The 12,782-nt window shown below is 70.3% G+C and carries 11 protein-coding genes; 5 read left to right on the forward strand and 6 right to left on the reverse strand.

Annotated elements, in window-relative coordinates:
* Positions 1-53 precede the first annotated feature (53 nt).
* Positions 54-929: a class I SAM-dependent methyltransferase gene (locus ABZV93_RS10070; protein ID WP_354933046.1), complete on the forward strand. Its 876-nt coding sequence runs from the start codon at positions 54-56 to the stop codon at positions 927-929.
* Positions 930-1,098: 169 nt separating this feature from the next.
* Here the strand turns inward: ABZV93_RS10070 and ABZV93_RS10075 are convergent, their stop codons facing one another.
* The 5 genes from ABZV93_RS10075 to ABZV93_RS10095 all read right to left on the reverse strand — a co-directional run bounded on the left by ABZV93_RS10075 (position 1,099) and on the right by ABZV93_RS10095 (position 6,692).
* On the reverse strand, positions 1,099-2,298 hold the full coding sequence (locus ABZV93_RS10075) for an Ig-like domain-containing protein (RefSeq protein WP_354933048.1): 1,200 nt from the start codon (positions 2,296-2,298) through the stop codon (positions 1,099-1,101).
* Positions 2,299-2,514: 216 nt separating this feature from the next.
* Positions 2,515-2,910 (reverse strand): cytochrome c oxidase subunit 4, encoded by a 396-nt coding sequence (locus ABZV93_RS10080; protein ID WP_354933050.1) that lies wholly within the window; start codon positions 2,908-2,910, stop codon positions 2,515-2,517.
* The gene (gene ctaD / locus ABZV93_RS10085) at positions 2,907-4,595 is read right to left on the reverse strand and encodes a cytochrome c oxidase subunit I (RefSeq protein ID WP_354933052.1); all 1,689 of its coding nucleotides are present in this window, start codon (positions 4,593-4,595) and stop codon (positions 2,907-2,909) included. The genes ABZV93_RS10080 and ctaD overlap by 4 nt, the downstream gene beginning before the upstream one ends.
* 86 nt (positions 4,596-4,681) lie before the next feature.
* Positions 4,682-5,542: a cytochrome c oxidase subunit II gene (gene coxB, locus ABZV93_RS10090; RefSeq protein ID WP_354933054.1), complete on the reverse strand. Its 861-nt coding sequence runs from the start codon at positions 5,540-5,542 to the stop codon at positions 4,682-4,684.
* Positions 5,543-5,690: 148 nt separating this feature from the next.
* Positions 5,691-6,692: a carbohydrate kinase family protein gene (locus ABZV93_RS10095; RefSeq protein ID WP_354933056.1), complete on the reverse strand. Its 1,002-nt coding sequence runs from the start codon at positions 6,690-6,692 to the stop codon at positions 5,691-5,693.
* Positions 6,693-7,086: 394 nt separating this feature from the next.
* Between ABZV93_RS10095 and ABZV93_RS10100 the strand changes: the two genes are divergently transcribed.
* Positions 7,087-7,617 (forward strand): hypothetical protein, encoded by a 531-nt coding sequence (locus ABZV93_RS10100; protein ID WP_354933058.1) that lies wholly within the window; start codon positions 7,087-7,089, stop codon positions 7,615-7,617.
* Positions 7,618-7,675: 58 nt separating this feature from the next.
* On the opposite strand, the gene ABZV93_RS10105 is transcribed toward ABZV93_RS10100, so the two are convergent.
* The gene (locus ABZV93_RS10105; RefSeq protein ID WP_354933060.1) at positions 7,676-9,052 is read right to left on the reverse strand and encodes an enolase C-terminal domain-like protein; all 1,377 of its coding nucleotides are present in this window, start codon (positions 9,050-9,052) and stop codon (positions 7,676-7,678) included.
* A gap of 221 nt (positions 9,053-9,273) precedes the next feature.
* Between ABZV93_RS10105 and ABZV93_RS10110 the strand changes: the two genes are divergently transcribed.
* From ABZV93_RS10110 to ABZV93_RS10120, 3 genes are all read left to right on the forward strand, one after another.
* A complete protein-coding gene (locus ABZV93_RS10110; protein WP_354933062.1) occupies positions 9,274-10,266 on the forward strand; it encodes an aldo/keto reductase in 993 nt (330 codons plus the stop codon).
* A complete protein-coding gene (locus ABZV93_RS10115; protein ID WP_354933064.1) occupies positions 10,256-11,173 on the forward strand; it encodes an amidohydrolase family protein in 918 nt (305 codons plus the stop codon). Before ABZV93_RS10110 ends, ABZV93_RS10115 begins: the two co-directional genes overlap by 11 nt.
* 79 nt (positions 11,174-11,252) lie before the next feature.
* Positions 11,253-12,719: a M81 family metallopeptidase gene (locus ABZV93_RS10120; RefSeq protein WP_354933066.1), complete on the forward strand. Its 1,467-nt coding sequence runs from the start codon at positions 11,253-11,255 to the stop codon at positions 12,717-12,719.
* Positions 12,720-12,782: the final 63 nt, after the last annotated feature.

A 12,782-nucleotide genomic window follows, 5' to 3' on the forward strand; every position in this document is an offset into this window, starting at 1 on the left:
CGCAACCGCCGACTCCGTTGCCGTAGTGGGCGCTTGCCCACTACGGTGGGCGTGTGCCCACTTTACCCTGGGAGTCGGCTGAGCCCTCCCTCCCCAGGTTGCACGGCGCCCGCCGGATGGCCGAGTCGTTCGGTTCGGACGCCCACCGCTACGACCAGGCCCGGCCCGGCTACCCCGACGCGCTGGTGGCGCGGATCGTCGCGGGGAGCCCCGGGCCGGACGTACTCGACGTCGGCTGCGGTACCGGCATCGCGGCCCGTCAGTTCGAGGCAGCCAGCTGCAGCGTCCTGGGCGTCGAGCCTGATGCGCGGATGGCCGAGTTCGCCCGGACCCGCGGGCTGCGGGTCGAGGTGGCGACGTTCGAGGTCTGGCAGTCGGCCGGCCGGATGTTCGACGCGGTGGTCGCCGCCCAGGCGTGGCACTGGGTGGACCAGGCGGTCGGCGCGGTGAAGGCCGCGCAGGTCCTGCGCCCGGGAGGCCGGCTGGCAATCTTCGGGCACGTGTACGAGCCGCCCAGCGAGGTGGCCGAGCCGTTCGCCGCCGCGTTCCGCCGGGCCGCGCCCGACTCCCCGTTCAGTTCCCAACCGGCCCGGCGGCCGCTGAGCGTGTACCAGGAGGGCTACGCGAGGTTCGCCGACCAGGTCCACGCCACCGGGCTGTTCGAGCTCCCCGAGCAGTGGAGGTTCGACTGGGAGCTGACCTACACCCGCGACCAGTGGCTGGACCTGCTGCCCACCACCGGCGGCCTCACCCAGCTGCCGTCGGACCGGACAGCCGACATCCTCCAAGCCGTCGGCGAGGCCATCGACCGGCTGGGCGGGCACTTCACGATGCAGTACACCACGTTGGCGACGACCGCCCTGCGCGCAGCCAACGACACCAGATCGGAGTTCGCACCGGGAACAAGCAACGGGTCCCACGCCTGGTAGGCGTGGGACCGCACCGGGAACAAGCAAACGGGTCCCACGCCTGGTAGACGTGGGACCGCACCGGGAACAAGCAAACGGGTCCCACGCCTGGTAGACGTGGGACCGCACCGGGAACAAGCAGCGGGTCCCACGCCTGGTAGGCGTGGGACCCGCTGCGTCGCATTGCGCCCTACAGCGCGCTTCCGGCCTTCCAGTCGCTCCAGGAGACGTTCCAGTCGCCGTACCCGTTGCCTGTGGTCTGCATCGGGGCGCCGTACTTGCTGGCGACCTCCACCGGGTCACCGACGTGCGACACGTGCCACAGCCAGTCGGAGTCACGGGTGTTCATGCCGACGCAGCCGTGACTGACGTTGGCGCGCCCCTGGGAGCCGGTCGACCAGGCGGCGGTGTGCAGGAACTCACCGCTCCAGGTCAGCCGCAGGGCCCACCTTCCGGTCAGCCGGTAGTGCTCCTTCTCGCCGATGGCCTCGTTCTTGAAGAGGACGTTCTCCCGCTTCTCCAGGATCACCTTCGTGCCGTTGCGGGTGCGCCAGCCCTTCTTTCCACCGGTCACGTCGATCGTGCGGGCCAGCTTGCCGTCGACGTAGACCTTCGCGGTGTGGGTGCGGTCGAGGTCGACCTTGGTGACCACCGAGTTGGTGATGCTGAACGTGCGGACCTTGTCCTTGATCCCCCACGCGCCGTTGCCGGCGTCGAAGTCCTTCGTGTTGACCTTCAGCGTCACGTTGGTGTGCGCGGGCCAGTAGGTCCTCGGGCGGTAGTGCACCTCGGAGTCACTGAACCAGTGCCAGGCCCCTTCGACCGGCTTGGAGGTCTCCAGCACCAACCGCTTCTGCGCTGCGGCACGGTCCTTGACCGGCTCGGTGAACTTCACGATGATCGGCATCCCCACGCCGACGTTGTAGCCGTTCAGCGGGGTGATGTCGGTGCCCAGCACCTTCGCCGGCGGGGCCGTGGTGAAGCTCTGGGTGAGGTTCGTCGTCCGGCCGGCGGCGTTCTTGGCGCTCGCAACGACCTTGTAGGTCCTGTCGGGCAGAAGTGCGTTTGCCTTCGCTGTCCAGACCGTCCTGGCGGCGTTCAGCGTGCCCTGGAGGTCGTCGACGCCCTCACTGGTGACCGTCACCTTGTCGAGCTTTCCGCCGCCGGCGGAGACCTTCACCGGGTCGGTGAGTGCCCCCTTCGACGACTTCTTCACCGACAGCTCGACCTTCGCCGGTGGTGCCGTCTTCTTGGGAGTCTCCTTCGAGCCGTTGCCCGGATTGGCGTTCGCCTCGATCGGATCACTTGTGGACTTCGACTGACATCCGACCACCAGCACCATCGCCAGCAACGCTGCCAGCGCCCCTGCCCTACGCACCGTTGACCGCATGCGCCCCCGATTCCCCATGAATGCTCCCGTCCCGGCGGTGCTACTCAAGCTGGTCGATCCCCCCTGCAGGGACCCCCGGGTTGAAGACGTCTCGATCTCCCGGGAAGTTGCACATGAGTAGATGTGTCCTTGTAAAGAATACTGAACCGGATCAACCGAACACAGAACGAGGGGGGCTGTCCGTACGGACAGCCCCCCTCGTTCAGCGAGCGTCGATCAGTGCGCGTGCTCCCCGCGGTAGTACTCGAAAACCATGCCGAGCACGGACGCCGCGCCGACAGCGGCGCCGATGATGAAGAGCCACCAGCCGAAGACGATGCCGAGGACGACCACCGAGAGGGAGCCCGCGCAGGCCAGCGGCCACCAGCTGTGCGGACTGAAGAAGCCCAGCTCGCCGGCTCCCTCCGCGATCTCGGCGTCCTTGCGGTCCTCCGGTCGCGGCCCCACCCTGCGGGCCGTGAGAAGCACGTAGAACGCCACCAGGGCGGCGAGCAGCGTGGTCATCACCAGTGCGCTGGTCCCGGTCGGGTCGTGCGAGAGGAACCAGTAGATGGGCGTGACGATCACGAAGAATCCGGTCAGGATCGCGAAGATGTATCCCTCGGCCTTCACGAGCGGTCCTTCCGGTTCTGCTGCGAGCTGGACTGGAGTTGACTGTCGCGGCCGTCGTGTTCAGGCAGGTCGGCGACGCCGTGCGGATCGTTCTGCGCGAGTTCGAGCAGCGCGATCTCCGGGTGGTGGACGTCGAACGCCGGGCTCTCGGAGCGGATCCGCGGGATCGAGGTGAAGTTGTGCCGCGGCGGAGGGGACGAGGTGGCCCACTCCAGCGAACGGCCCCAGCCCCACGGGTCGTCGACCCCGACCTTCGGAGACTTCCAGGACAGGATCACGTTGAGCAGGAACGGCAACGTGGACATACCGAGGAGGAATGCGCCGATGGTGGAGACGGTGTTCAGGGTCGCGAAGCCGTCCTCGACCGGGTAGTCGGCGTACCGGCGGGGCATGCCCTCCACACCCAGCCAGTGCTGCACCAGGAAGGTCAGGTGGAAGCCGAAGAACAGCGTCCAGAAGTGGATCTTCCCGAGGGTTTCGTTCAGCATCCGGCCGGTCATCTTCGGCCACCAGAAGTAGAAGCCCGCGAACATCGCGAACACCACGGTGCCGAAGACGACGTAGTGGAAGTGGGCGACCACGAAGTAGGTGTCGCTGACGTGGAAGTCCAGCGGCGGCGCGGCGAGGATCACGCCGGTGAGCCCGCCGAACAGGAACGTCACCAGGAACCCGATCGACCACAGCATGGGCGTCTCGAAACTCACCGAGCCGCGCCACATCGAGCCGATCCAGTTGAAGAACTTCATCCCGGTCGGTACCGCGATGAGGAACGTCATGAAGGAGAAGAACGGCAGGTCGACCATGCCCGTCACGAACATGTGGTGCGCCCACACCGCGACCGACAGGGCGGCGATCCCCATCGTGGCCAGCACCATGCCGACGTAGCCGAACAGCGGCTTGCGGCTGAACACCGGGATGATCTCGGTGATGATCCCGAAGAACGGCAGCGCGATGATGTAGACCTCGGGGTGGCCGAAGAACCAGAACAGGTGCTGCCACAACAGCGGACCGGCGCCGCCGTTGGCCGGGTCGAACACGTGCGCACCGAACTGCCGGTCGGCCTCCAGCATCAGCAGGGCGCCGGCCAGGATCGGGAACGCGATCAGCGCGAGCACGCTGGTGACCAGGACGTTCCAGGTGAAGATCGGCATCCGGAACATCGTCATGCCCGGCGCCCGCATGCAGAAGATCGTGGTGACGAAGTTGACCGAGCCGAGGATCGTTCCCAGACCGGCGATGTAGAGGCCCATCACCCACAGGTCACCGCCGACGCCCGGGGTCCGCACCGCGTCGGAGAGCGGGGTGTACGCCGTCCAGCCGAAGTCCGGCGCTCCGGAGGGGGTCAGGAACGAGCCCAGCACGATCAGCCCACCGAAGAGGAACATCCAGTAGCTCAGCATGTTCATCCGCGGGAACGCGACGTCGGGCGAACCGATCTGCAGCGGCATGATCACGTTGGCGAACCCGACGAACAGCGGCGTCGCGAACAGCAACAGCATGATCGTGCCGTGCATCGTGAACAGCTGGTTGTAGAGGAGCTCGCCGTTGGTCTTGCTCAGGACCTGCATGCCCGGGCGGGCCAGCTCGGACCGCATGATCAGCGCCATCAGGCCGCCGACCAGGAAGAACGCGAACGACGTGACGAGGTAGAGGTGGCCGATCACCTTGTGGTCGGTTGTCGTCATCCACGACACGATCTTCGCGCCCGTGCTGCGGCGACGTACCGGCTCGGTCGGGAAGTCTGACGCCTGCCGGCGCTCACTGAGAATCGTCACTTGGTTCCCTCCACCTGCGTGCCCTGCTGGGTGTGCGCGGCCGCACCACCGGTGTTCAGGCCCGTCTGGCCCTTCGCCTTGAGCTGACGCAGATGCGCGTCGTACTCCTCCTGGCTCACCACGTGCACGGTGAACAGCATCCGGGAGTGGTAGACACCGCAGAGCTCGGCACACTTGCCGGCGAACTCACCCTCCTTGGTGGGGGTCAGCTCGAAGTAGTTGGTCTTGCCCGGGAAGACGTCCATCTTGAACAGGAACGCCGGGATGAAGAAGGAGTGGACCACATCGGGCGAGTTGAGCTTGAAACCGACCTTCTTGCCCACGGGCAGGTAGAGCGTCGGAAGGTGCTCGGGGGTCCCGCTCTCCCACACCGTGCCGGTGCCGGGCGCGTCGACGTAGTTGAAGGTCCAGCTCCACTGCTGGCCGACGACGTTGACGACGGTGGCGGGCGGGTCGTTCTTGTCGACCTTGAGGATGGCGTTCTGGTCGCGCACGGTGAAGAAGAACAACACCGCGATGATGACGAACGGGACCGCGGAGTAGAGGATCTCGATCGGCAGGTGGTAACGGACCTGTGGCGGAACGGAGTCGTCACGCCGGCGGTAGGCGATCACCGCCCAGATGATCAGTCCCCACACGAGTACGCCGACCGCGAGCGCGGCGATCCAGGCGCCCTGCCACAGGCTCAGGGTGTGGGTGGCTCGGTCACTCGCCGGCGGGGGCATGCCGCCCCGCTTCCAGGTGTCGAGCTGCTCGGTGGAGCATCCGCTCACCACCAGCAGGGCGATGCCTACGAGCGCCACGGACGCCCTGCGCAGAATCGGGCGCGGAGCGCGTTCGCCAGCGTTCGACCTCACGGGATGCCTTTCTCCCTCAGACCCTCCGCACCGGCGACTACACAGACCCACCGGGTGCACAGCGGCGCAACCTCGTATCAGCGACAGAACCCTACTCGCAGCACTTGGACTCGCAGACCCGCACCCTCCCGGCGGGCAGGCGGTCTGCTCAGGGCTGGGTGATCTTCTGCTGGACCCGGGTCAGCATGGGCTCCACGTCGGCCGCGGCGTCGTCGCCGTACGCCTCGGCGAGCCGGCCGAGGAAGGTCTCCCGGGTGAGGTGGTACTCCTGCGGGCCGAGGGTCTCGATCACGTGCGCGGCGAGCAGGCAGCCGACCTGGGCGGCCCGCTCGAGGTCGAGCCCCCAGCCGACCGAGGCCAGGAAACCGGCGCGGAAGCCGTCGCCGACGCCGGTCGGGTCGACCAGGCCCTGCACAGGTGCGACGCCCACGTGGATCGGCGCCTCGCCCTTGCGCTGGACGCGGACGCCTTCCGAGCCGAGCGTGGTGACGACCGTGCCGACCCGGGTCAGGATCTCCTCGGTGTTCCAGCCCGTCTTCTGCTCGGTCAGCGCGGATTCGTACTCGTTGGAGAGGAAGTAGGTGGCGCCGTCGATCAGCTCACGGATCAGCTCGCCGTCGGACCAGGCGAGCTGCTGGGAGGGGTCGGCGGCGAACGCGAAGCCGCGGTCGCGGCACTCGTCGGTGTGCCGGCGCATCGCCTCGGGGTCGTTGGCGCCGACCACCACGAGGTCGAGCCCGCCGACGCGTTCGGCCACCGGGGCGAGCTCGATCTTGCGGGCCTCGCTCATCGCGCCGGGGTAGAAGGTGGCGATCTGGGCGTGCGCGGAGTCGGTCGTGCACACGAACCTTGCCGTGTGGTGTCCGTCACTGGTGCGCACCGAGCCGCAGTCGACGCCGTGGCGCTCCAGCCACGAACGGTAGTCGGCGAAGTCGTGGCCGACCGCGCCGACGAGGACCGGGTCCAGGCCGAGGCAGGCCATGCCGAACGCGATGTTGGCGGCGACGCCGCCCCTGCGCACCTCGAGGTCGTCGGCGAGAAAGGACACCGAGATCTTGTCCAGCTGGTCGACCACGAGCGAGTCGCGGAACTTGCCGCCGAACGTCATGAGGTGGTCGGTGGCGATCGACCCGGTAACCGCGATTGGCACGAAGAGTTCCCCTCAGGAATGGTCGGACGGCGAACCGGCAGCTCACCATACCCAGGCCGGGCCGGTCGGCGTCGCGCTCGGCCCGGCGAGTCCGGTCGGGCCGCCCGTCTCCCCGCACGCCTCCCCTCGTACTCCGGGAGTGCGCCGCGTCCGGAACCGGCGGCGGCGGGAGCGCGTCCATGTGGCGGGCAGGTGTTCGCCCCGGTCGCGGGTCCGCCGTGGTCGTCCGGCACCACCGGTCCTCGCCGGTACGCCGGCGAAGCCAGGCACCTCGACGTCCCCGGGGGAACAGATGAGGTCACCGTCCGCGGTTCCCTTCGGCACCGCCGGCAGAGCCGGAACAGCCGACGGAGCAGGCAGAGCCCACAGAGCCCGCACCTCGGCCCCACCGGCCGTGCTGATCGCACTGGCCGCGCTGGCAGTCCTCACCGCGCTCGTCCTCACCTCGTGCGGGGCGGGTACGACCGCCGAGTCCGGCGACCAGCAGGCCTCACCCACGCCGTCGCCCACCGCCTCGGTCACGAAGTCGGCCGGGCCGACGCCGACCCCGTCCTCCCCCAGCCCGACCCGGACACGGGGCGGCAAGGGCCCGGGCAACCCCGGCATGCCGCCGGCGAAGCCGCCCGGTGACAACTGGCAGCCACTGATCCGGGTCGACGCAGCCGACGGCACGCCCGCCGCGCGAACGCTCAAGGTGCACTACACCCTTCCGACGCCGTGCGCGCCGGGTCTGAGGCGCGCCGAGGTCACCGAACGCGCCGACGCGGTGGTGGTCAGGCTGCACCGTGAACCGCCGGGCAAGAGCGACGTGATCTGCGCCCAGGTGATCAAGGAGCATGCCGTCGACATCCACCTGGACGCGCCGGTCGGTGACCGGCCGCTCGTCGACGGGTCCTCCGGCCGGGTGGTCAAGCTGCGCGGCTGAGGCCCGCGGTTCGGAAGAGCCCGCGGCGGCCCTCGACGGCCGTTCCGCGTCCGGCCGCTCAGCCGCCGACCGCGACGCCGGACGGCCAGGACCCGCTGCCGCCCTCGTCCCCTACGACTCCCCCGGTACCCGCAGGCGCCGGCGAGCCCGCCCACACCGGGCCGTCCGGGTAGCGGTAGTCGGCGAGCGTCTCCGGGAGCAGCTCCGCCGACATCCCGGGCGCGGTCGGCGCGGCGTAGGCGCCCGCCACGATCCGCACCGGGTCGACGAAGTGCTCGTGCAGGTGGTCGACGTACTCCACCACCCGGTCCGGCCGGTGCCCCGCGACGGCCACCTCGTCGAACATCGCCAGGTGCTGCACGAGCTCGCACAGGCCGACGCCCCCGGCGTGCGGGCACACGGGTACGCCGAACTTCGCGGCCAGCAGCAGGATCGCGACGTTCTCGTTCACCCCGCCGACCCGGGCCGCGTCCGGCTGCAGGACGTCGATCGCGCCCGCCTGCAACAGCTGCTTGACGATGACGCGGTTCTGGGCGTGCTCACCGGTCGCCACCCGGATCGGCGCTATCCCGCGCCGGATGGCGGCGTGGCCGAGCACGTCGTCGGGTGAGGTCGGCTCCTCCACCCACCACAGGTCGAAATCGCGCAACCGGTCGACCCAGCGCACGGACTCCGCGACGTCCCAGCACTGGTTGGCGTCCACGGCGATCCGTACGTCCGGACCGACCGCCCGGCGGGCCACGCCGAGCCGGCGCCGGTCGTCCTCGACGTCGCGCCCCACCTTCAGCTTGATCTGCCCGAACCCGTCCGCGACGGCCTGCCGGGACAGCCGGTCGACGGTCTCGTCGTCGTAGCCGAGCCACCCCGGCGTGGTGGTGTACGCCGCGAGTCCGTGCGTACGCAGGCGTTCCTCGCGGGCGGCACGGCCGGGTTCGGCCTCCTTGAGCAGGTCGAGCGCCTCCTCCGGGGTGAGCGCGTCGCGAAGGTAGCGCCAGTCGACCAGGCCGACGATCTGCTCCGGCGTCAGGTCCGCCAGCAGCTTCCACACCGGCAGCCCCGCCCGGCGGCCGGCGAGGTCCCAGACGGCGTTGACGACCGCACCGATCGCCATGTGCATCAGGCCCTTCTCGGGGCCGAGCCAGCGAAACTGCGAGTCGTCCACGAGGTCGAAGTAGACCCGGCCGAGGTCGGCGCAGATCTCCTCCACGTCCCTCCCGACCAGGGCGGGGGCGAGCGCCCGGATCGCCGCGCACTGCACCTCGTTGCCCCGGCCGATGGTGAACGCGAAGCCGTGGCCGTCGGGCCCGTCGCTGGTGCGCAGCACGACGTACGCCGCGGAGTAGTCGGGGTCGGGGTTCATGGCGTCGGAGCCGTGCAGCTCACGGGACGTCGGGAACCGCACGTCGTGTACGTCGACCGCGACCAGTTTCGCCACCGGGTCTCCTCGTTCGAAGGGGCTTGGTGATCCGCGGAGCCGGGTTCGCGGCTACCGGAGACGGCCGTCCGCGTGACCACCCAATACGTCAGACGACCACTAGGATCCGGAATCAGCTTGCCACGTGGCCGGGCGGGGCCGGTCGACCGATCGCGGCGAGCGGCCGTCGGACCGTACGCCACGCCCCTGCCGTGTGCGAAGCAACGCGAAACGAGGCAAGCATGGGCAAGCGGGCCACGCAGCGGCACCGGCTCGGCACGAGCGACGTCGAGGTCACCACGCTGGGGCTGGGAACCGCCCCGCTGGGCGGGCTGTTCACCTCCGTCGCGGACGAAACCGCGGCCGCGGTGGTGAAGGCCGCGCTGGACGCCGGCCTCAACTACCTCGACACCGCTCCGCTGTACGGCCACGGGACCGCCGAGCGCCGGGTGGGCGCCGCGCTGTCCGGGATCGGCCGTTCCGAGTACGTCCTGTCCACGAAGGTCGGCCGCCTGATCGTGCCTGTCGAGGGCGCGGACGGCGCCGGGGGGCCGAACGCGAACGGGTACGCCGACGCTCCGCCGTCGGAGGCGACGTTCGACTACACCCGGGACGGCATCCAGCGCTCGGTGACCGAGAGCCTGGAGCGCCTCGGCCTGGACCGGGTGGACATCCTCTACATCCACGACCCGGACGACCACGAGGAGGAGGCCCTCACGGTCGCCTACCCCGCGGTCCGCGAGCTGCGCGACCAGGGCATCGTGCGGGCGATCGGCGTGGGCATGAACCAGTCCCGCATCCCTACCCGGTTCGTCCGCGAGACCGACGTCGACGCGGTTCTGCTGGCCGGGCGCTACACGCTGCTGGAGCAGCCCGGGGCCGAGGACCTGCTGCCGGCCTGCCTGGAGCGGGACACCTCGATCGTGATCGGCGGCGTCTACAACTCCGGTCTGCTGGCCGACCCCCGGCCGGGTGCGACGTACAACTACGCCGAGGCGCCGGAGCACCTGATCGCCCGGGCACAGGAGCTGGCCGGGATCTGCGAGCGGCACGGCGTACCCCTCAAGGCGGCGGCGATCCAGTTCCCGCTGTGGCACCCGGCGGTGGCCACCGTCCTCACCGGCGCGCGGAGCGTGGCCGAACTGGAGGAGAACCTCCAGATGATGGAGTACGACATCCCGGAGGCGTTGTGGGACGACCTCGCCGACGCGGGGGTGAAGCGGCATGGCGCCTGACGCCGGCGCCGGCCCGGGCGACGCGGCAGATCCCACTGCGGTTCCGGGCGCGGCGGCCGGCCCCGGCGGCGTGGACGCCCACCACCACGTGTGGGACCTGTCCGTACGACCGGAGCCGTGGATCGAGGGGCCGGAGATGGCCCCGATCGACAAGACGTTCCACCTGTTCGACCTCGCGCCGCACGCGAAGGCGGCCGGGGTGGCCCGGACCGTGCTGGTGCAGACGGTGCCCGACGTCGACGAGACGCGGGACTTCCTCGCCCTCGCCGACGGCAGCGACCTGGTGGGTGCGGTGACCGGTTGGGTGGACCTCACCGCGGACTCGGTGGCCGACGACCTCGCCGAGCTGGCCGCCGCGCCCGGCGGGCAGTACCTTCGCGCCATCCGGCACGGGGTGCAGGGCGAGGAGGACCCGGCCTGGCTCTGCCGGCCCGACGTGCGGCGCGGCCTGGCCGCGGTGGCCGACGCCGGGCTGCGCTACGAGCTGCTGACGATCCCGGTGCAGCTGCCGGCAGCCGTGGACACGGTGGAGGCGCTGCCGGAGGCGGCGTTCGTCCTCGACCACTGCTCGAAGCCGGAGATCGCCAAGGGCGAGACCGAGCCGTGGGCCGGGCTGGTCCGCCGGCTCGCCGCGTACCCCAACGTCACCTGCAAGCTCTCCGGGCTGGTGACCGAGGCCGACTGGGCGTCCTGGGACGTCGCCGCCCTGCGGCCCTACGTCGACGTGGTGCTGGAGGCGTTCGGCCCGGACCGGGTGATGTTCGGCTCGGACTGGCCGGTGTGCCTGCTGGCCTCGTCGTACGCCGACTGGGTGGCGGCGGCCCGGGAGCTCACCGCACACCTGGACCCGGCCGAACGCGCCGACGTGTTCGGCGGCACCGCCCGCCGGGTGTACGCGCTGGACTGACCCCGAACCGAACCCATCCCCGACCGACCGCCGTACTCCCGGGCGCGACCCGTCCCCGCCCTGGTGTAGAACCTCCGACATGACCTACCGCATCGCCATCGCCGGCATGTCCACCGAGTCGAGCACGTTCACCACCCACCGCACCGCCCTGGACGACTTCCGCGTCGGCCGGGGCACGGAGCTCGCCGACCGCTACCCGTTCCTGGTCGACTGGCGGCTGCCGGAGCAGCCCGAGGTGGAGTTCGTCCCGCTGCTGCAGGCGTCCGCGCTGCCGGGCGGTCAGGTGCTGCCGGAGGTGTACGACACCATCGAGGCGGAGATCCTGGACCGGCTGCGGGCCGCGCTGGACGAGGGCGAGCTGCACGGCTTCTACTTCGACATCCACGGCGCGATGGCAGTCGAGGGGCGCCGTGACGCGGAGGCCGCGCTGGCGCACCGGATTCGGTCGCTGGTCGGTTCGGACTGCGTGATCTCGGCGTCGATGGACCTGCACGGGCAGGTGTCGGAGGACCTCGCCGAGACCGTCGACCTGCTCACCGCCTACCGCACGGCTCCGCACCTGGACTACGTGGAGACGCGCGAGCGGGCGGTACGCAACCTCGTCCGGTGCCTGGTCGAGGGAATCCGCCCGGTGCGGGCGTGGGTGCGGGTCCCTGTGCTGCTGCCGGGAGAGAAGACCAGCACCCGGGTGGAGCCGGCGAAGTCGGTCTACGCCTCGGTGGAAGAGGCCGAACGCCTGGACGGCGTCATGGACGCCTCGTTGTGGGTGGGCTACGCCTGGGCGGACGAGCCGCGTTCGGCGGCGACGGTCGTCGTGTACGGCACCGACCACGACGTGGTGAGCACCCAGGCCGAGCGGATCGCCCGGGCCTGGTGGGACGCGCGGCACGACTTCGAGTTCTGCGCACCGGCCGGACCGGCCGAGTGGTGCGTGGCGCAGGCGTTCGAGTCCGGTCAGCGGCCCTTCTTCGTCAGCGACTCCGGCGACAACCCCACCGCGGGCGGGTCCAACGACGTCGCCTGGCTGCTCGGCCACCTGCTGGCGACCCCGGCGCTCGCCTCCGGCGAACGCACCGCGATCTGGGCGAGTTGCGTCGCCCCCGAGGCCGTTCGCGCCTGTGTGGACGCGGGCGTCGGCGGCCGGGTCGACGTCGAGGTCGGTGGGGTCTTCGGTGGCGGCGAGCCGGTGGCGATGAGCGGCGAGGTCACCCACGTCACTCGCGAGGACCAGGTGGGTGGCGACATCGCGGTGGTGCGTTCCGGCGGGGTGTCCGCGGTGCTCACCAGCAGGCGCAAGCCGTTCCACTACGTCGCCCACCTGCAGGCGCTCGGACTGGAGCCGGCCGACCACGACCTGACCGCGGTGAAGATCGGTTACCTCCAGCCCGACCTGTACCAGGCCGCCAAGGGCTGGGTGCTGGCGCTGACCCCCGGCGGCGTCGACCAGGACCTGCTCCGGCTGGACCACCAGCACGTCGTACGTCCGATCCACCCGCTGGACGCCGACTTCGACGACCCCGACCTGACTCCGGTGATCTTCGGGTAGAGGCCTGAGCGTGATCACCTAAGGTGGTCTACCTGTCTGTCGGGTGGGCTACCTGTCGGGGCG

It is taken from the genome of Actinopolymorpha sp. NPDC004070, assembly GCF_040610475.1.
Classification (GTDB): domain Bacteria; phylum Actinomycetota; class Actinomycetes; order Propionibacteriales; family Actinopolymorphaceae; genus Actinopolymorpha.